The sequence below is a fragment of the Arthrobacter globiformis genome (assembly GCF_030818015.1).
GTDB lineage: Bacteria > Actinomycetota > Actinomycetes > Actinomycetales > Micrococcaceae > Arthrobacter > Arthrobacter globiformis_C.
This window is the reverse complement of record NZ_JAUSZX010000001.1, coordinates 41,791-60,794: the sequence shown is the minus strand read 5'-3', so window position 1 is coordinate 60,794 and position 19,004 is coordinate 41,791. Positions and strand designations below refer to the sequence as shown.

Genomic DNA, 19,004 nt, shown 5'->3' with positions numbered 1-19,004 from the left:
AGTTCTGTGCCGCTCAGCCGAGCATAGGCGATGGCGCGCCGGCACGGGGTTGCAGGTGCGTTGCGTTACGCGGCGCGGTCAGCTCTTGGCCGCGTCCACGGAGCCGTCGTTGGCCTGGGCACGCTTGCGGAAATGGTGGGCGCGCTCGTGGTCGTCCTTGGTGTGCACCACCAGGACCGGGCAGTCGGCATGCGACACACAGGCTGAGCTGACCGACCCCAGGTGGAGGCCCAGGAAGCCGCCGTGGCCCCTGCGTCCAACCACCAGCATCCGGGCTCCGGCGCCGGCCTCCACCAGCTTCTCCGGCGCTGGGCCGCGCACCAGTTCACTGGTCAGGGTGTCCGGGACGTCCGGCCCGAATGCCTTCTCGATGGACTGGGCCAGCATCTTGGCAGCCGAGGTCTCGAACGCCTCGAAATCCGGAGGGATGTACCCGGCATACATCTCCGGGAAGTGCCAGCAGGCCACGGCATGGACGCGGGCACCCAGGCCCGGTGCCAGCCGCGCCGCCAAACGGAGGGCCTCCACCGAGGAGTCCGAGCCGTCCACGCCCACAACCACTTTGCCTTCTCCATCCATCGTTGTTCTCCTTTGCAACCTAGACTTTGCAACTTCGACCGGATTTTCGGTCACGGATAGGACGGTCACCGCCGCTGTAGCGGCTGCATCTGCAAGGCGACGCCGGCGGCCGCGGCGTCCCGGAACCGGGCATCGATCTGCACCACATCCCGCCCAGCCCGCTGCAGCAGGCTGGCTGCGACACCCGCACGGTAGCCGGTGGCGCAGTGGACCCAGAGGCACCCCTCGGGCAGTTCGCCCAGACGGTCCAGCAGTTCGTGCAGCGGCACGTTGATGGCGCCGGCCACGTGGGAGGCGGCAAACTCGTCCGAGCGCCGAACGTCCAGTACGGGGTCGCCGTCGGGCTTTTCATGAACGACGGCGGGCCAGCCCGCCCGGGGGTAGGAGGCGACGGGAGCTCCCGGCGCGAGTTCGCCGGGTTCCGTTCCCACCGCGGCATCGGGGCGGTCGATGCCGATGCGGGACAGGTCCCGGACGGCGTTTTGCAGATCCTCGCGGCCGCCGACGAGCGTCAGCTTCTCGCCCCAGGGCAGGACCCAGCCCAGATAGGAACTGAAGCTTCGCCCCGAGCCGTATTCGAAGCTGACGGTGCCCTGCAGGTGGTTGCTGGCGAACAGCACGCGGTGGCGCAGGTCCACCACCCACTCGCCGCTCGTCAGCCGCTCCGTCAGTTCACCGGCGCCGAGGGACTCCGGCAGGCTCAGGTCCGCAGGCTCGGGGCCGGTCATGTTGATGGGGGCCATGTGGGCGTAATACGAAGGGTAGGCGGAGAGATTGGCCATGAGTTCCGCCGCGAAGTGCTCGGGATCCGGGTCCGCCAGAGCATGGTTGGCTTCCCGCTGCTCCGCGATGGTTGACGTCTCCGCGCGCGTGGCGGGCCCGATCGAGCAGAACGAGCCGAACCCGTGGGTGGGATAGAGCGCAGCATCCGGTCCGGCTTCGTCGGCGAGCCGATGGACGGACGCGTACTGGTCCCGCGTTAGCCCGGCCGTGTCCCCGGGGCCGAGGAGATCGGTTCGGCCCACGGAGCCGAAGAGCAGGCTGCCGCCGGAAAACACGGCCCGGGCCTGTCCGTCCGTGACTATGTAGGACAGGTGCGTGTGCGTGTGCCCCGGAGTGGCCACCGCGCGGAGGGTGAGCGCGCCGATCCGTACGGTTTGGCCGTCCTCAACCGGCTCGCGCTCGTAGGCCACCTGATCCGCGGCGTTTATCAGGTATCTGGCGCCGTGCGTGCGGGCGAGGATCAGGCCGCCGGTGAGGTAGTCGTTGTGGACGTGGGTTTCGGCCACATGGGTGATCTGTACCCCGGCCTTCCGGGCGGCCTCCTCGATGCGGTCCGTGTCCCGCTGGGCGTCGACCACCAGCGCCACGCGTCCGTCGTGGACCAGGTAGCTGCGGTCCCCGAGCTGCGGGGTTTCGATGACAACGACGTCCATTGGTCCGGCCCCTTCGACGCACCGCACTTCAACCCACCGGAGAGGCGCCGCCCACCGCGGGCCTGGCCCCGGATGCCTCCATGGTAGGCCGATTGGCGCCGGAAGGACCTTGCGGACGTGCGTGCAAGGCATTTCTGTACAGCCTTCACCGGTGCACGGTGTGCGCGCCGGATTGGCGCCGGAGCGCCCTGCGGCGTGGGATAGCTGCAGAGATGTCAGTATCCGACCCCCGGCTTAAGCGCGAACGGACACTTGGGCCCCGGACTTGGGGCCTCAAGTGTCCGTTCGCGCTCAGCGGGCGCCGATGTTGGGGAGGAGAAGAGCTGGCGGGCTAGATCCGGTCCGCGGCGCCGGGGCCGGGGCGGTTGGCGATGACGGGGGACATGCCGGTGAACCCTTCTCGGGCTTCGGCGATCTCGTGGATCCGTTTGCGGCAGGCGTACCAGCCGGCGACCATGAGGGCGATGGCGATGAGTGTGACCAGCAGGGTCAGGGGCGAGTCGATGAAGACCATGACGAGGACGCCGACCAGGAAGAGCAGTGAGAGGTAGCCGGTGTAGGGGGCGCCGAACATCCGGAAGGCGGGGCGTTTGAGCCAGCCTTTGTCTGCCCAGCGCTTGAGTTGGATCTGGCACAGGACGATGGTGGCCCAGGTGACGATGATGCCCACGGAGGCGATGTTCAGGACGATCTCGAACGCCTGGGAGGGGACGAGGTAGTTCAGCGGGACGCCGAGCAGGGAGACGCCGGCGGTGATGGCGATGCCGCCGTAGGGGACGCCGGCTTTGTTCATGCGCTGGGCGAATTTGGGGGCGGAGCCGGCGACGGACATGGAGCGCAGGATCCGGCCGGTGGAGTAGAGGCCGGCGTTGAGGGAGGACAGGGCGGCGGTGAGGACCACGAGGTTCATGATGACGTCCACGCCCTGGATGCCGATGGAGCCGAAGAATGTCACGAAGGGGCTGACGCCCTTCTGGTAGGAGGTGAAGGGCAGGAGCAGGGCCAGCAGGATGACGGAGCCGACGTAGAACACGGCGATGCGGAAGACCACGGAGTTGATGGCCTTGGGCATGATTTTTTCGGGGTTTTCGGTTTCGCCGGCGGCGGTGCCGACGAGTTCGATGGAGGCGTAGGCGAACAGGACGCCCTGCATGAGGATGATCATGGGCAGGAGGCCGTTGGGGAAGATGCCGCCGTTGTCGGTGATGAGGTTGAACCCGGTTTCCTGGCCGGGCACGGGGGTGCCGAAGATGACGAAGTAGGTGCCGATGAGCAGGAACGCGACGAGGGCGGCGACCTTGATGATGGCGAACCAGAATTCCATCTCGCCGAAGACCTTGACGGAGACGAGGTTCAGGCCCAGGACGACGATGAGGGCGGTCAGGGCCCAGACCCACTGGGGGACATCGGCCATCCAGGGGACGTAGTTGCCGAAGAAGTTCATGTAGAGGGCGGCGGCGGTGATGTCCACGATGGTGGTGGTGGCCCAGTTGATCCAGTAGAACCAGCCGGAGACGAAGGCTGCCTTTTCGCCGAAGAATTCGCGGGCGTAGGAGACGAACGAGCCGGAGGAGGGCCGGTGGAGGACGAGTTCGCCGAGGGCGCGCAGGATCAGGAAGGCGAAGAAGCCGCAGACGGCGTAGGCGATGACCAGGGAGGGGCCGGCGGCGTTGAGTCGGCCGCCGGCGCCGAGGAACAGGCCGGTGCCGATCGCGCCGCCGATGGCGATCATCTGGATCTGCCGCGGCTTCAGGCTCTTGTGGTAGCCCTTGTCCTCGGCGTGGAGAAGGTTTTCGGTGGCGTGTGCCTGGGCCGGGACCGTATGGTCCGTGATGGTCGCCTGGCTAGCGGCGCCCTGTTGGGGGTTGGACATGAGAGATCCTTTGGTTTCCGGTTGGGGTCGGACGGGTAGGACGTTATTTGCTGAGGTTTGCCAGGCGTTCGGGGCTGAGGAGCTCCTGCAGCTGGGCTTCGGTGAGCAGGCCGTGTTCAAGAACCAGTTCGGCCACGCCGCGGCCGGTGGCCAGGGCTTCCTGCGCGATCGCGGTGGCGGTGGCGTAGCCGAGGTGCGGGTTGAGGGCGGTCACCAGGCCGATGGATTGTTCCACCGTGAGGCGCAGCCGTTCGGTGTTGGCGGTGATGCCGCGGACGCAGCGCGCCGTGAGCGTGCGGCAGGCCGCTTCGAGGTGCGAGATGCTCTTGTGCAGGCTGTGCACGATGATCGGTTCGAAGGCGTTGAGCTGGAGCTGCCCGGCTTCGGCGGCCATGGTGATGGTGACGTCGTTGCCGATGACTTCGTAGGCCACCTGGCTGACCACTTCCGGGATCACCGGGTTGATCTTGCCGGGCATGATGGAGGATCCGGACTGGACGGCCGGAAGGTTGATCTCGCCGAACCCGGCGCGCGGTCCGGAGGACAGCAGGCGGAGGTCGTTGCAGATCTTGGACAGCTTGACGGCCACGCGCTTGAGCACGCCGGAGAGGTGGACGAAGGCGCCCACGTCCTGGGTGGCCTCGATGAGGTCGACGGCGGTGACCAGCGGCAGGCCCGTGATTTCGGCCAGGTGCCGGCAGGCGGCCTCGGCGTAGCCGGCGGGGGCGTTCAGCCCGGTGCCGATCGCGGTGGCGCCGAGGTTGATCTCATGGATGAGCAGGTCCGCTTCGGCAAGCCGCTGCCGGTCCTCGCCGATGGTCACGGCGTAGGTGCCGAATTCCTGGCCCAGGGTCATGGGAACGGCGTCCTGGAGTTGGGTGCGGCCCATTTTCACCACGGTGCGGAACTCCATGGCCTTTTCCGCGAACGCCTCCTCGAGTTCGGCCAGCGCGGAGAGCAGCTCGCGGGCGGCGAAGATGGTGCCGAGCTTCACTGCGGTGGGGTAGACGTCGTTGGTGGACTGGCTGAGGTTTACGTGGTCGTTGGGGTGCAGCCGCGCGTAGTCGCCCTTGGGATGGCCCAGGATTTCTAGGGCGCGGTTGGCGATGACCTCGTTCGCGTTCATGTTCGACGACGTTCCCGCGCCGCCTTGGACCACGTCGACCACGAACTGCTCGTTGAGCTCGCCGTTCATCACATCGGCGCATGCCTGTTCGATGGCCGCAGCCCGTTCGGCGTCCAACAGCCCGAGTTCCAGGTTGGTGCGGGCGGCCGCCAGTTTCACGGCGGCGAGGCCGCGGACCAGGTGCATGTTGCTGGAGAGCGGCTGCCCGGTGATGGGGAAGTTTTCCACGGCGCGGAGCGTGTGGACGCCCCAGTAGGCGCCGGCGGGGATGTCCCGGTCGCCGAGCAGGTCGTGCTCGGAGCGGACGTCAGACAGGGATTGGGTATCCGGCAGGGTTTGGGTTTCGGTCATGTGGTGCAGTCCTTAAGGAACGTCGTTGGTCGGGGACAGGGAGGAAAAGTCTGCGGCCTGCAGCAGGCCCACCTGGTGGCCTCCGCCGAGGACCGCGCCGGTGGCGATGCCCGCAAGGGCGGAGGTGTCGACGTCGAGCGCTTCCAGCGCGCGGACGGTGACGGGCATTCTGGCCCGGTCACCGCCGTCGGAAATCTTGACCGCAACGGCGCGTCCGTCCGGCAGCCCAACCAGCTGGATGCCTTCGAAGCCGTCCTTCGCCAGGGCACCGGGCAGGAGGCGCATCAGCTCCGTGACGTCGCGGCCCTCGCCCGCCACCATTTCCGGATGGCGGCGCATGGAATGTGCGACGGCGGCTTCCGGGCTTTCGGGGGCGGATGCACCATCAGCCAGTTCGGCCGAGGCGAGGCGACCGAAGGCGCGGGCCATTCCAGCGAGGGTGAGGGCGAACAGCGGGGTTCCGCAGCCGTCGGTGCTGAGGCCGGCGGGTTCCTCTCCGGTCAGGTCGGTGACGGTCTCGGCGACGAGCTTTTGCAGCGGATGGGAGGGGGCGAGGTAGCCCTGCACCGGCCAGCCGTTGATGACGCAGGTGGCGGCCATGGCGGCGTGTTTGCCAGAGCAGTTCTGGGCCAGCTGGGTGGGCCGGCCGCCGTCGCGCAGCCACTCCTCGCGCTCGCGGACGCCGTAGGGGAGGTCGGAGCTGTTTTCAAGGGCTGCCGGCGTGAGGCCGTGCAGTTCCAGGATGCGGGTGGCGCCGTCGAGGTGCCGGGCTGCGCCGGAGTGGCTCGCGGCGGTGAGGGCCAGCAGATCGGCCGGCAGGTCCAGTCCGGCCCGGACCATGGCCACGGACTGCAGGGGCTTGAGGGAGGACCGGGGGTAGAACGCGGCCTGGGGGTCGCCGGCGGAGAGCAGGGTGCGGCCGCCCGGGGCGGTGGCGATCAGGGAGCCGTAGTGGACACTTTCCACCAGCCCGTCACGGGTCTGGAACGCGAGGGGCTCGTGCCGCGGCAGGATCACTGCGGCGGCGGGCAGCGCGGAAAGGGAATGGCTTGCCGGCATGGCGGGGGAAGGCATGGAGTCCTCTGTGTTTCGTTGACTTGAGTTGGGTGTGGCGTGGAGGAGTCGGGTGGGGCCGGATGGTTCGGAGTGCCAGGAAGGCCGGGGCACCTACCGGTTGAGGATGGAGTCGAGGGCTTCGCCGACGGCGCGCAGGTGCCCGGCCATGGCGGCGCTGGCGTCTGCGGCGGAGCCGGCTTCGATGGCGTCCAGGATGAGGCGGTGCTCGACGTCGGAGGCGTGCTGGCGGTCGGCCACCATGTTGAGGGTTTCGGACTGGTGGGCGAGGGCATCGCGGATGTCAGCCACCACGCTTTCGAATACCTTGTTGCCGCTGGCCCGGGCGATGGCTGCATGGAAGCTGGAGTCGAGGGCGACCCAGGCTTCGGGGTCGGTTTCCGCGGCCATGGACGCCATCATGCCGCGGAGGATTTCCAGGTCCTCGGCGGTGCGGCGTTCGGCGGCCAGGCCGGCGGCCGGGACTTCGATATGCGGGCGTGCCTCGGTGAGGTCCCGGGCGGAGAACTGGCCCAGGAAGAGGTCGTTTGCCACATGGTCGGCGACGACGAACGTGCCCCGGCCCGTCCTGGTAACGGTCAGGCCCAGGGCGGTGCAGGAGCGCAGGGCCTCGCGGATCACGGAGCGGCTCACCCCGTATTGCGAGGCCAGGGCGGCTTCCGAGCTGAGCTTGGTGCCGACGGCCAGCTCGCCGCTCTGGATGTCGCCGCGGATAGCGTTGAAGACAGCTTCGGCCGCACTGAGGCGCGCCAGCGGAAAGGTGCTCGCTCCGCTTTGCTGTCCGGCTGTCCGGCTGTCTGACAGGTTCACGTTAAAAATATGGCACGGGTCACAGGCGGGTGTCAACCCTGGCGGCCTCGGTGAGATCGGCCTTCGAAGGTTTGTCAGGAGGCCGGGGGCGGAACCGGTCCCAGCCGGGCCAGGAACGGCAGGCGTGCGAGCGCTGCCAGCCCGTATTTGTTCCAGAGGCCCGTGATGAAGGAGGCTCCGGTCAGGGAGGTGAGGAACGACGCCGCGACGTCGGTGGGGTAGTGGACGCCAAGATAGACGCGGGACAGGGCAACGGTCACGGCCACCAAGGCTCCCATCGCCAGGACGGGCCATTGCCAGCCGGTGCCCCGCGCCAGCAGGAAGAGAGCGATGGCGAGTGCCACGGCGAGGGCGGTATGCCCGCTCGGGAAGCTGTCGGTGCCGGGTTCGGGGGTGAGGGGATCGAAAAGCGCGGTGGAGTCGGGCCGATGGCGGGCGACAACCAGCTTGAACAGCTCGCTGCTGACCCACGAGCCAGCGGCCACCAGCCCCGTGGCAACGGCATTCACCGGGCTCCGGCGGGCCAGCAGCAGGAACAGGCAGATCGCGGCGATCATCACCACACCCGCCGGAGGGCTGAACGCGACGTTAATGAAGAGGGCGATCGCCGTCAGCTGCGGCGTGTGGTCATGGCTCAGGGCGGCATCGACGGAGAGGTCGGCGGCAGTGAGGGCGGGTGCGGACCGCATGGTCAACCCCGCGGCCACAATCAGGACGGCGAACACCAGCGGCAGCGCGATCCAGTGCCGCAGCTGCGGCAGTATCGCCAACCGCGTACGCTCCGCTGTGCTCTCGTTTGCCCTCTCCACCCTGCCCACTGGCCATCCCTTTCTTTTGCAGCGGCAGCGGTCATGCGTGCCTGATTCAAGTGTGGAAGGACTGCGCCAAGAAATCTCTAAGAACCTAATTGGAGCGTGTGGCAGCCACAACTCGTCACCGGTACGTTCGTTCTGAATTGCCTGTTTACAGCAGCAAACGGCGGGCATAGACTGCCTTTAGCTGTGAAACGGCACGATCGTGCCGGTTGTGACAGGCGGTAGCCGTTAGGACAGGCATTAATGGTTCGGAGGAGGCGTCTTGACTGATTCATTCGGGGGCCGCCTTGCCGCGGCCGTCCGCGCCCGGCGCGGTGACCTCCGCCTGAGCCAGCAGGACCTCGCCGACATGGCCGGGGTCTCTGAGCGCTTCGTCCGATTCGTGGAGCAAGGCAAGCCGAGTCTCCGGCTTGACACTCTGCTGGCCTTGCTGGACACGCTAGGCCTCGAGCTGCAGCTCGCCACCCGGACCAGCGCCGCCGCCCGCGCACTGGTGACCCAAACGCTGGTGACCCAAGCGCTGGTGACCCAACCGCTGGTGACCCAACCGCTGTTGGACGTCACGCCGTCGGCCGCCCCGCTGGAAGACAGCGGACCCGGCGAACGGGAGAACCGGCCGTGAGGCACCGCATCGCTGACATCTATAAGCGCGGCGTCCTGGCCGCCCGTTTGGAACGGCACGACGGCGGCACCAGGTTCAGTTATCTGCCGGCCTACCTGCAGAGCGGCCGCCCTGCTGTCGCGAGTTCCCTGCCGCTGTCGCCGGTTCCGGTCCTGTCCGGGGCAGGGGCGGCGCCGCCGTACTTCACCGGGCTGCTCCCGGAGGGCCGGCGGCTGAACGCGCTGCGCCGGTCCATCAAGACCAGCGCGGACGACGACCTCTCCCTGCTTATCGCCGCGGGCGGCAACCCTGTGGGCGACGTGCAGATCGTGGGCCACGGGGAGCCGCTGGACCAGGAGGAACACGCCGTCGAGGTGGACCCCCGCAAGCCAGTGGACTTCGACGAGCTCCTGGGCGACTCGGGCCTGATCGATCCGGTGGCGCTCGCCGGTGTGCAGGACAAGCTGTCCGCCGGGATGATCTCCATGCCGGTGGCCAGCGCGGGGCGCCGCTTCATCCTCAAGCTCAACGCCCCGGAATTCCCGCACGTGGTGGAGAACGAGTTCATCATGTTCCGCTACGCGGCGAAGCTGCGGATTCCGCTGAGCCGGGTGCAGCTGATGCGCGACGTCGCCGGCCGGCCCGGGCTGCTGGTGGAGCGGTTCGACCGGGTGCCCCTGGCCAGTGGGACGTCGGCAGGCGGGCTGGCGGCCGGCGGGAAAGCTGCCGGATCCGCAGGCCCACAGGACGCGGTGCAGCGCCTCGCCGTCGAGGACGGCGCGCAGGTTCTGAAGCTGTACCCGGCGGACAAGTACAACGTGGGGTTCGGAACGGTGTGCCATGCGCTCGCCGAGTACTGCGCGGCGCCGCTGCCGGCGCTGCGGAACCTCGCCATCCAGGCCGCCTTCGCGCTGCTCAGCGGCAACGGCGACCTGCATGCGAAGAACGTGTCCATGGTGCAGCAGCCGCACGGGGAGTGGTCCATCGCGCCCGTGTACGACATCCCCTCCACAGTGGTCTACGGGGACAAGACGCTCGCCCTGACGCTCGGCGGCAAGCGCAGCGGTATCTCCCGCAAACACTTCCTGGCCTGGGCCACTGGCCTCGGGCTGCCCGAACGCACGGCTGTCCAGGCGGTGGATCTGGCGCTGAAGGCCGCCGGTCCGCTGCTCGCGGACTTGGAGGCCGGGGCGGCCTTTGCGTCTACTGCTTTCGTTTCAACGGCTGCCGCTTCAACTGCCACCGTTTCAGCGGACGACGGCGGCGCCTCGCCTTTTCCGGACATGGTCACCAGGGCGTGGGTCAAGGAGCTCAAGCACCGGCGGCGGCTGCTGGAGGGGTGAGCCCCGGAAGCCTAAAGCTCCGGTCTGCTGAAGGTCGGGACCGCCTAAAGGTGGGACCCGCCTAAAGGTCAGGGCCGCCGTCGTACCAGTTGAGCACGCGCAGGGCCCGAAGCGTGTTCCAGCGGCTGGGGCGCCCGTCGCCGTCCTCCATGGCGAAGTGGATGCGGCCGGGGTGGGTGTTCTCAAGCAGCCAGGTTCCGTCGGGCTGCCGTTTTGAGCGGAGCAGACCGACGGCCTCGGCAAGGCGGGTGTCCGGCCGCCCGCCCGTGTCCTGGAAATACGCGTCGCGAAAGTAATCAAGGCCGCGCAGCGCGTCATAGAACCAGCGGGTCGGGTAGGAAAACTGCAGCCAGTCCGGGTCCACCAGCTCTCCGGTGCTCTTGCGCCGGAGCAGCGCACGTTCCAGCAGGTATTCCTCGCCCCGCTTCCGCGCAGCAATGGATTCCGGAGTTCCGCCGGTCGCCCGCTCGTATTCCAGCAGCCCTTCCAACACGTTGATGGTGGTCGCGAATGACGAGCGCACCGACCCCCGCTCCGCCTCGCAGTTCCAGCCGCCGTCGGCGAGCTGCTCGCCGAGCAGCCGCCGGACGATGCCGTCGACGTTCTCGCCGAAGTACGCGCCGAGGGCGACGGCCTTTCCGTTGATGCAGGGCTCCACCTCGCCATCGAAGAACGGCTGGCCGCCCTCTTCCCAGCGGCTGTTCTCCCGCACTTTCCGGACCGCTGCGCGGGCCTCCTCGCTGCCGGGGTCGAGTCCGAGGTCGCGCAGGAGCAGCAGGCTGTAGGTCGTGGCGGTCCAGGGCTGGCCCGCCTCGGAGCCGTCGTAAGGGACCGGGAAGAACGTCCCGCCGTCCCACTGGCCATCGTCGCCCTGCAGGGCGAGCAGCCGCGCACCCCATCCCTCGGCGGCCACCCGGGCACGCTCGGTTCGCACCTCTTCGGCAGGCGCATCCGTCAGGTCGCGCAGGACCTGCCACCGTATGGAGGGGTCGGAATCGAGCAGCCAGTCGAGCACGCGTTTCACCGGGCCGGTAACCGGGGAGCTAAAGGTGCTGGATGCCCGCGCGCTGCATGGCGTCCTTGTAAACCTCCACGCTCTTGGTCAGGAGTTCTTCCTGCTTGGCCTCGGAAACAGCAAAGGCCCGCCCGCCGAGCGCGCTGGCCTTGTAGATTTTGATGCCGTTGTTCTTGAGTGAGTAATGGTACGTCTTCTCGAAGAGCGTCAGGAAGGTGGCGGCGTCGGTCCCGTGGGCGATGATGGCCGAGACGCGCCTGTTGATCTTCATGAACTGCCGGAAGGGGCGCAGGCCGTCCGTCTTTTCCTGGACGCTGAGGGCCGAGGGCATGTCCGGGTCGCGTACCCAAGGGTAAGCGTTCCACGGCATGACGTAGCGCGGATCCAGCTCGGCGAGCTCGTAGATCTGGGTGGCGCGCCGTGCGGCCTCGTCGTCGTTGAAATGGGACACGAAACCGGACTCGGTTCCCTTGCCCGGGCTGACCTGGAGGCTGACAATCCGGCATTCGTCCTCGTCATGGACGGGGTCGATGTAAGGAACGATCGATCCCGGCTTCTTCTCCATGAGTTCATCGCACAGTTGCGTCACTGCTGCGATGTTCGGTTCCTGTAGCAGGGCTTTCTTTTCGTCCCAGTCAATCGTCACGATTTCTCCCTTAGCTGCATGGCGTCCAAGAATCAGGCGTCTTAGGCCACTCTACGCTTTTGACGGTAAGGGTGGGTGGGGGAGTTCCCGCCGACCCAACAGGAGTTCTAAACACCTGCACCCCGCAACGTGAACCGGCCCGCCACGAGCGTTGCAGCGACGGGCATTGCGGCGAACACAGCATCGGACGCGGCAAGGGGATCCGCATCCAGCACCGCGATATCCGCCACATCCCCGGCCCGGATCCGGCCGCGTCCCCGCGTTGATGCGAGCAGCGCCTCCTCCCGGGTCAGTGCCTGCTCCGGGTGCCAGGGGCCGCGGCCGTCGTCCCGCGCCCGCGCCGTCGAGGCGGACATCGCCAGCCACGGATCCAGCGGTGCCACTGGTGCATCGGAACCCAGCACCAGCCGCGCCCCACCGTCCAGCAGGGAGCGCAGCGGGAAGGCCCGGTCAGTGCGGCCCGTCCAGCTCGCGTCCGCGGCGTCGCGGTCGTCGAGGGCGTGGGCGGGCTGGACGCTGGCCGTCAGGCCGAGCTCGCCGAACCGGGTGAAGTCCTCCTGCCGCACAAACTGGGCGTGCTCGATCCGGCCTCCGGTCCCAACTTCGGCGAAGGCATCCAGCGCAACCTGGTTGGCGCCGTCGCCAATGGCGTGGACCGCCGGCACGAAGCCCGTCTCCCGGGCCCTGGCGAGCAGGGCAACCAGCTCGGCTTCGCTCATGGTCAGGATGCCGTGCCCGCCGTGCGGGTACGGGTCAACGCAGAAGGCGGTGCGCGTGTTGAGGGAGCCGTCGATGAGCACCTTTAGCGGACCGACCCGCAAAAGGCCCGCCCCGCCGTCGACCTCCTGTCCGGTCCGCATCCCCTCAGCGGCCGCCCGCTCCAGGTCCTCCGGATACACGCCAGCGTCCACGCGAAGAGAGCTGAACCCGCCGGCGATCCGGCGCAACCAGACATCGCGGTTCCATGTCATCTCCAGGTCCACCACGCCCACAACACCGCGGGCGGCGGCTTCCTGGCCGGCCGTGCGCACCCAACCGTCGACGACGCCGTCGGGCAGCTTTCCGAGCTCGCGCGTGACGGAGAACGCAGCCTCCTCGCGGAGCAGCCCGTCTGCCGGGAGCTGAACGCCGTACCGCCGGGCGGCCGCGGAATTCAGCCAGACGCAGTGCAGGTCATGGCTGATCAGGGCCGTGGGCACTCCCCGGGTGGCGTCGTCGAGCATTTCGGTGCTGGGGACGTCGTCCCATACCGCGTCCCCGAATCCGGCGCCCACCACCGTCATGGTCGGTTCTGTCTCGGGGGTTGCCTCCGTAATCCGCTTCCGGACAAGTTCGACGGCGGCGCGCGCCGAAGCGGCGCCGGACAGGTCGATCCGGTTGGCGGCCAGCGCCCACTGCGTCATGTGGACGTGCTCGTCCCACAGCCCCGGAATGACGAAACGCCCCTCAAGATCCAGCACCTGAGCATCCGCTGCCGTGGACCCTCCGGGGCGTTCTGCGGCCGCGGTGATCGCCGAGAGGTGGCCGTCGCGGATATAGACGTCGCAGCATTCTGTCTCGCCGGGCAGCCTCACGGAGGCCAGCACCATTTCGGCGGGCGTCAGGTCTTGCGGGGATGCTTGGTCCTGGCTGGAAGGCATACGAACAGGCTAGGCAGGTTTCCGGCCGGCACCAATTCGCGCTGCATCGTTCCTTTTCGCACCGTTCCTTGGTGCGCTGTCCCTGGCCGCCGTCAGAGCTCCGCCGGGAACGCCTCTTCCCAGCGCTGGCACAGAAGGTGCATTCTGGACGTTACACGGTTCCGACAATGAAGTCGGGGAGGCGTTGGCTACATGAACCTTAATTTCCGGTCCCTTTATACGTTCCGGCCGATTCAACTTGGGCAGCGACTGCCCGGCCGGGGGACGTGAGCGCTGTGGACATCACTGCCAGTCATCACCGCCTCAAGGTCGTGGTCCACATCGACGCGAACATGGAGCGCGCCTGCATCGAGGTCCGCGGAACCCTGACGCCGGCCAACAGCCGGGCGCTATATGTTGTTGCGCGGCGTGCCAGGACTCTGCTGCCAGGCAAGGAAATCATTCTGGACCTGTCGATGGCCCGTGCCGCCATGGACACCATCACCGCGCTCCATGATCCCGCCCAGCTCACCCAACTCAGCGGCGAAGGCACGTCCGAAAAACCCTGCCGGCTGAGCATTCTGGACCCCCGGCCGGGCATCCACGCGCACCCTTCATTCACTCACGGGCACGGTGACCACAGACAATCCGACCACAAGCACCCCGACCATAAACACGGTGACCACAAGCATCCTGACGGCAAGCACAAAGACAATCAGCACCTGGACGGCAAGCACAAAGACAAGGCCCGCAGTACCCAGCAAATCAGCGGCGAACAACCAGCCGCCCGATCACGCACGGCCCGATCACGCACCGTCCGATCAAGCGCCGTCCAATCAACTGCCGTGGAACCGGGCACCGCCCAACCCAGCGATGCCGAACCACGGGTGGCAGCCCGCCGCAGGGTCCGAGACAAGGAACCGGCATGAAACCTGGCCGCATGGTGATGCTCGTCCTCGGTACAATCGCCGCGCTCCTGGGAGTGGGGCTGCTGGCGGGCGCAGCCGGGGTGGGCTGGCTCAACTTCCAGCAGCGCGACGAAGGCTACTTCACCACGCAATCGCACCGGTTCGACGCCGCGTCCTCCGCCATCACCTCGGCAGGACTAGACGTCATGGTCAGCGGCAGGCTGCCGGACGTCATCCCGTCGGACGCGGCCGGCAGCATCCTGCTCCGCGGATCGGGGGCCAGCCCGGGCAAAGGGATCTTCATCGGCGTCGCACCGCAACAGGACGCGGCGCGCTATCTCGACGGAGTTAAGCGCTCCGAAATCCGGGAACTGAATCTGCGGCCCTTCAGGGTCGATTACACCGAAGTGCCCGGGACGCGGTCCCCTGCCCGCCCCGGAACCCAGAATTTCTGGGTCGCGTCCGCAGAGGGCACCGGTACGCAGGAACTCAGATGGAACATCCTTCCCGGCAGCTGGACGGTGGTGATCATGAACGCCGACGCCACCGCTCCGGTTTCCGTGGATCTGCAGGCCGGCGTCCGCTCCGACTTGCTCTGGCCGCTGTTCCTGTGGCTGCTTATCGCCGGGATTGTTCTGCTGGTTGTCGGCGTGCCCCTGATCGTTGCAGGCGCCATGGGGTTGGGACGCCACGGGCCGCCGCCGCACCTTCCCCCGGGCCAGTACCACCCCGGCCGCTATCCGCCTGGCCATCCGCTCGCGGGCCAGGCTCCGCCAGTGGAAACCCCGACGACGGGACCTCCCGCCGCTGCCGGCGCCACGGGTCCGTTCGCCAGTTCTGCCGTCGCGGGCGGAAATGCAGGCGTTCCGCCCGGGAACGCAGGAGTGCCACCGGGGACCGCGCCTGTGCCACCAGGCATGCAACCGGCTTCGTACCCGGCTCCCGGCTATCCGGCGCCTGGCTATCCCGCCCCCGGCGGCGGGGCGGGCGCACCGCCGCCTCCCGCCGTCGTCGACCTTTTGGAGAACCCGAGGTACCCGGCCCGCCTGACCGGCCATGTGGACCCGGCGCTGTCCCGGTGGATGTGGCTGGTCAAATGGTTCCTGGCCATCCCGCACCTGATCGTTCTGTTCTTCCTCTGGTTCGCACTTATCGTTACCAGCATCGTGGCGTGGTTCGCGATCCTGTTTACCGCCCGCTACCCGCACTCACTGTTCAACTTCAATGTGGGCGTGCTGCGCTGGAGCTGGCGGGTGTCCTTCTACGCCTTCACGGCGATCGGCACGGATCGCTACCCGCCCTTCACCCTGGCCCGCACCGACTACCCGGCCGACTTTGAGGTGGACTATCCGGACCATCTGTCGCGCGGCCTGGTGCTGGTGAAGTCCTGGCTGCTCGCCATCCCCCACCTCCTGATTGTGGGCGCGCTCGCGGGATCCACGCGTACCTGGGTGGCTGCGTCGGATGACGACTTCGCAGGTGCCGGCCGCTACTCGGCAGGCAACGCTATCTCCCTGCTCTCGCTGCTGGCCTTCATTGCCGGCGTCATCCTGCTGTTCACCGGCAGATACCTCCGGAGCCTGTTCGACCTGCTCATCGGCCTCAACCGCTGGGTTTACCGCGTCCTGGCATACGTCGTGCTGATGCGGGACGAGTATCCTCCGTTCCGGCTCGACATGGGCCCCGCCGATCCGGGCGAGCCCCCGGCCGCCAGTCCACAAACCACTCCACCGGGAGGGCCATGATGAAACTCACCGTCCACACCTTCGTGAGCCTCGACGGCGTCATGCAGGCCCCGGGCGGCAGGGACGAGGACGCCAGCGGGGGCTTCGAATTCGGCGGCTGGGTGGTGCCGCTCTTCGACGAGGACATGGGCAGGATCGTGAATGGGTGGTTCGCCGAAGCCGACGCCATTCTTCTGGGCCGCACGACCTACCAGATGTTCCAGCCGTACTGGGAGCAGGTCACTGACCCGGACGACGCCGTAGCCAAGGCGCTCAACAGCCTGCCCAAGTACGTGGTGTCCTCAACGCTCACCGAAGCGACGTGGAACAACACCACCATCCTCCCCGCGAACTTCCTCGAGGCCGTTGACGACCTCAAAACAACCCCCGGCAGGGAGCTCCAGGTCCACGGCAGCTACAGGCTGGTCCGTGCCCTGCACGATGCCGGCCTCGTGGACGAATACCGGCTAATCATCTTCCCGGTGGTCCTCGGCCAGGGCAAGCGGCTCTTCGAACCCGGCGTCACGCCGTCGGCATTTACCCTTGCCGGGAGCAAGGCAACGTCGTCAGGAGCGGTGCACCTGACCCTGCTGCCCGCTGCCTTCGGTGCAGCTGACCTGGAGGTGGGGGAGTTCGAGGTGCGGGACGGCCGCGAGCAGGTCAAGGACTGAGGCGCCGGCAGTCCAAACCGCCCTGTCAGCCCAAGCCGCGCAGGCGCTCCATCTCGCGGCGGTCCTTCTTGGTGGGCCGGCCGGTCCCGCGGTCGCGCTGCGGCAGCCCAAGCGCCGGAGCCACCGGCCGGGGAGGCGTATGGTCTGTGAAGCAGTGCGAGGCTGCCTCCGCACCCACGCGCTTGGCGATAAGCCTGCGCACTTCGAGGATACGTTCGTAGCCGGGCTGGCGGACGCGGACGGTGTCGCCGGGCACCAGTGACTGCGAGGCCTTGGCCGGATTCCCGTTGATGCGCACATGCCCCGCGCGGCACGCGGCGGTGGCGGCGGACCTTGTCTTGTAGGCGCGGACGGCCCACAGCCACGCGTCGACGCGGACGGTGCTGGGGGCTAAGGGAAGGCTGCTCATAACTGCAGCCGAGTATAGCCGGGCCCGCAGCGGACCTAGGCGTCCGATACGGCGGAACTTACCGCCGTCGGACTGTCGTATTCCTTATCGGGAATTTTCTGGAGGGCATCCAGAACACTGGTGTCCGCGCCCGACTCCTTGGCGCGGGAGAGGAGGGTTTCCCGGCTGGCGGGATAGTCGATCCCGCCCAGAAACTTTTGGATCTGGATGGGGTTGGGTGTTTCAGCCATGTCAGTTCCTTTCGGCTAGTTGTTGCTGTGCATCGTTGGGGTTGTCCGCCAGCACGACGTCGAAGGCCTCCACGCGGCGGTCTGTAACGGTGGTGGGGGATTCCAGGTGGACCGCTCCAGTAGGAAGGATGCCCGCGCCGCCGGACGTCTCCATTACCCGCCACTGGACCACGACGTCCTCGCCGCAGTGCTCTGGCGGCAGCTGCGCCCAGAACTGAAAACCGCCGGCTTCCTCCAGGGCCTGGCGGCGGAACATGGTGCACCCTCCCAGCCAGGCCACCTTGTACGGAATCCACTCCCCTGGCGCCAGCCCCAGTTCGGCGCTCAGGTGGGCCAGGTTTGCTGCGCTGTGCAGTGGCCAGCGCTGGAAGCCCTCCTCATCGGGACGGATGCGCTCCGGAGTCACGGGTCCCTCCCACGGTGCGAAGGTGACGGTCTGCTCCGGACGCCGGTCACTCAAAAAGGAGAGGCCCTGAGGGGCCATGCCCACAAAGCCGCAGCCCAGGGCATCGAGCGCATCACTCATCCTGGCCAGAGCCCCCGGCTCCAACCAAACATCGTCATCGAGGAACAACACTTTGTCCGCCCGCACCTGCTCCAGCGCAAACTGGCGGTGTTCGGCGAGGCCGCGCCGCGGCAGGTGGCGGTGCAGCTCAACTGGCGTTCCCTGCGCACGGAGGACACGGACCAGGCTGGCTGCCGCTGGAAGCTCCCAGGCCGGCGGTCCGTCCGACTGGTCACTGACCACCAGCCGGAAGGCCGGTCCGCTCTGCGCTGCGAGGCCGGCCAGAGTGACGGCCAGTTCTGCGGGCCGGTTGCAGGTGGGGATGAGGACGTCGAGGGCAGGGTCGCGGGCTGTTTGGCCCGAGGCCCAGGTGGCAGATGTGTGGCGATCCATGACCACCGCCTTTCCGAAGCCAGAAGTCGGTCAAGACCAGTGAGTCCCTGCGCTGCACTGATTCAGATACCCAGGGCTGTTGCTGGCTAAACCCGCTTCGGGCGTGTCGGACCGGACTCGCCGAGCCTAGGCGACGAGGACGGCCGCCGCGGAGTCCATGTGTTCGCGGATGGTGTTGCGGGCCAGGGTGGCGTCCCCGGTTTCGATGGCGGCGACGATGTCGTTGTGCCGGTCCACGCTCATGTTCCGCACGCCCTTTTCGAGGCCGGCGAACATGATGGACATCCGGATGGAGCCCTCCAGGGATTCCCACGAATGCAGCAGGGTCTCGTTGCCGGTGAGGCGGCACATGGTGCGGTGGAAGTCGAGGTCGGATTCGACCCGCTCCTCCATGCTGCCGTGGGTGGCTGCCTCCATGGCCTGGATGGCCGCGCGGAGGGACCCGATGACGTGCTGGCGGTCGGGCAGTTCGCACAGCGTGCGGGCCGCCAGGGATTCAAGGGCCGCGCGGACGGAGTAAATGTCGCGGATTTCCTTGGCATCCAGGTGGCGGACCGACAACCGGCCGCGGGCGCCCGCGGAGATGAGGCCCTCCTGCTGGAGTTGCCGCAAAGCCTCCCGGAGCGTTCCACGGCTGATCTGCAGCATCTCGGACAGCTCGGTTTCCACCAAATGGCGGCCGGGCTCAAGCGCTCCGCTGGTGATGGCAGTGCGCAACGCCGCCACCGCCTGCTCGCGAAGGCTTTTCTTTTCCAGTCCCAGCAGGGTTGCTGTCGCGGCCATCGGATTCTCCCAAGGTCAGAGGTCGACTGTTTACAGTCGCCGTGTTAACAATGATGCCACGGCAGGAGCGCTGGTCCAGGTTGTACCGGCGCT

General features: G+C 67.6%; 19 protein-coding genes. 5 read left to right on the top strand and 14 right to left on the bottom strand.

The annotated features are described in order from the left end of the window. Positions 1 to 78: 78 nt before the first annotated feature. From QFZ23_RS00285 to QFZ23_RS00255, 7 genes are all read right to left on the bottom strand, one after another. Positions 79 to 579, bottom strand: a complete 501-nt coding sequence (locus QFZ23_RS00285; protein WP_306919979.1) for a universal stress protein — start codon at positions 577 to 579, stop codon at positions 79 to 81. Between the two features lie 65 nt (positions 580 to 644). Beyond that, positions 645 to 2,015, bottom strand: a complete 1,371-nt coding sequence (locus QFZ23_RS00280; RefSeq protein ID WP_306919978.1) for an MBL fold metallo-hydrolase — start codon at positions 2,013 to 2,015, stop codon at positions 645 to 647. A gap of 331 nt (positions 2,016 to 2,346) precedes the next feature. Next, the gene (locus QFZ23_RS00275) at positions 2,347 to 3,888 is read right to left on the bottom strand and encodes an amino acid permease (RefSeq protein ID WP_306919977.1); all 1,542 of its coding nucleotides are present in this window, start codon (positions 3,886 to 3,888) and stop codon (positions 2,347 to 2,349) included. A 43-nt stretch (positions 3,889 to 3,931) separates the two neighbouring features. Next, complete coding sequence (locus QFZ23_RS00270) at positions 3,932 to 5,365, bottom strand: aspartate ammonia-lyase (RefSeq protein ID WP_306919976.1); 1,434 nt, start codon at positions 5,363 to 5,365, stop codon at positions 3,932 to 3,934. Between the two features lie 12 nt (positions 5,366 to 5,377). After that, positions 5,378 to 6,439 (bottom strand): asparaginase, encoded by a 1,062-nt coding sequence (locus QFZ23_RS00265; protein WP_306919975.1) that lies wholly within the window; start codon positions 6,437 to 6,439, stop codon positions 5,378 to 5,380. A 93-nt stretch (positions 6,440 to 6,532) separates the two neighbouring features. Then, on the bottom strand, positions 6,533 to 7,249 hold the full coding sequence (locus QFZ23_RS00260) for a FadR/GntR family transcriptional regulator (RefSeq protein WP_306919974.1): 717 nt from the start codon (positions 7,247 to 7,249) through the stop codon (positions 6,533 to 6,535). Positions 7,250 to 7,323: 74 nt separating this feature from the next. Next, entirely contained in the window at positions 7,324 to 8,019 is a 696-nt protein-coding gene (locus QFZ23_RS00255) for a phosphatase PAP2 family protein (protein ID WP_306919973.1), read from the bottom strand. A 307-nt stretch (positions 8,020 to 8,326) separates the two neighbouring features. Between QFZ23_RS00255 and QFZ23_RS00250 the strand changes: the two genes are divergently transcribed. Next, positions 8,327 to 8,686 carry a type II toxin-antitoxin system Y4mF family antitoxin gene (locus QFZ23_RS00250; RefSeq protein WP_306919972.1) on the top strand — a complete coding sequence of 120 codons (360 nt, stop codon included), beginning with the start codon at positions 8,327 to 8,329 and terminating at the stop codon, positions 8,684 to 8,686. After that, on the top strand, positions 8,683 to 10,008 hold the full coding sequence (locus tag QFZ23_RS00245; RefSeq protein WP_306919971.1) for a type II toxin-antitoxin system HipA family toxin: 1,326 nt from the start codon (positions 8,683 to 8,685) through the stop codon (positions 10,006 to 10,008). The genes QFZ23_RS00250 and QFZ23_RS00245 overlap by 4 nt, the downstream gene beginning before the upstream one ends. A 61-nt stretch (positions 10,009 to 10,069) precedes the next feature. Here the strand turns inward: QFZ23_RS00245 and QFZ23_RS00240 are convergent, their stop codons facing one another. From QFZ23_RS00240 to QFZ23_RS00230, 3 genes are all read right to left on the bottom strand, one after another. Next, positions 10,070 to 11,023, bottom strand: coding sequence for a hypothetical protein (locus QFZ23_RS00240; protein ID WP_306926578.1), 954 nt, complete (start codon positions 11,021 to 11,023; stop codon positions 10,070 to 10,072). Positions 11,024 to 11,051: 28 nt separating this feature from the next. After that, positions 11,052 to 11,669 (bottom strand): uracil-DNA glycosylase, encoded by a 618-nt coding sequence (locus QFZ23_RS00235; protein WP_306919970.1) that lies wholly within the window; start codon positions 11,667 to 11,669, stop codon positions 11,052 to 11,054. A 107-nt stretch (positions 11,670 to 11,776) separates the two neighbouring features. Then, the gene (locus QFZ23_RS00230; protein WP_306919969.1) at positions 11,777 to 13,309 is read right to left on the bottom strand and encodes an amidohydrolase; all 1,533 of its coding nucleotides are present in this window, start codon (positions 13,307 to 13,309) and stop codon (positions 11,777 to 11,779) included. Positions 13,310 to 13,575: 266 nt separating this feature from the next. On the opposite strand from QFZ23_RS00230, the gene QFZ23_RS00225 reads away from it, so the two are divergent. Genes QFZ23_RS00225 through QFZ23_RS00215 form a run of 3 tightly spaced genes read left to right on the top strand, consistent with a single transcriptional unit; the run spans position 13,576 to position 16,591 of the window. Continuing rightward, positions 13,576 to 14,217 (top strand): hypothetical protein, encoded by a 642-nt coding sequence (locus tag QFZ23_RS00225; protein WP_306919968.1) that lies wholly within the window; start codon positions 13,576 to 13,578, stop codon positions 14,215 to 14,217. Then, positions 14,214 to 15,941 (top strand): DUF4389 domain-containing protein, encoded by a 1,728-nt coding sequence (locus tag QFZ23_RS00220; RefSeq protein WP_306919967.1) that lies wholly within the window; start codon positions 14,214 to 14,216, stop codon positions 15,939 to 15,941. Before QFZ23_RS00225 ends, QFZ23_RS00220 begins: the two co-directional genes overlap by 4 nt. Continuing rightward, on the top strand, positions 15,938 to 16,591 hold the full coding sequence (locus tag QFZ23_RS00215; RefSeq protein ID WP_306919966.1) for a dihydrofolate reductase family protein: 654 nt from the start codon (positions 15,938 to 15,940) through the stop codon (positions 16,589 to 16,591). The genes QFZ23_RS00220 and QFZ23_RS00215 overlap by 4 nt, the downstream gene beginning before the upstream one ends. A 25-nt stretch (positions 16,592 to 16,616) precedes the next feature. On the opposite strand, the gene QFZ23_RS00210 is transcribed toward QFZ23_RS00215, so the two are convergent. The 4 genes from QFZ23_RS00210 to QFZ23_RS00195 form a co-directional block, all read right to left on the bottom strand. Next, complete coding sequence (locus tag QFZ23_RS00210) at positions 16,617 to 17,000, bottom strand: RNA-binding S4 domain-containing protein (RefSeq protein ID WP_306919965.1); 384 nt, start codon at positions 16,998 to 17,000, stop codon at positions 16,617 to 16,619. 35 nt (positions 17,001 to 17,035) lie between these two features. After that, positions 17,036 to 17,230 carry a DUF2795 domain-containing protein gene (locus QFZ23_RS00205; protein WP_306919964.1) on the bottom strand — a complete coding sequence of 65 codons (195 nt, stop codon included), beginning with the start codon at positions 17,228 to 17,230 and terminating at the stop codon, positions 17,036 to 17,038. A 1-nt stretch (position 17,231) separates the two neighbouring features. After that, complete coding sequence (locus QFZ23_RS00200) at positions 17,232 to 18,128, bottom strand: glycosyltransferase family 2 protein (RefSeq protein ID WP_306919963.1); 897 nt, start codon at positions 18,126 to 18,128, stop codon at positions 17,232 to 17,234. A gap of 126 nt (positions 18,129 to 18,254) precedes the next feature. Next, positions 18,255 to 18,911: a GntR family transcriptional regulator gene (locus tag QFZ23_RS00195; RefSeq protein ID WP_306919962.1), complete on the bottom strand. Its 657-nt coding sequence runs from the start codon at positions 18,909 to 18,911 to the stop codon at positions 18,255 to 18,257. Positions 18,912 to 19,004 lie beyond the last annotated feature (93 nt).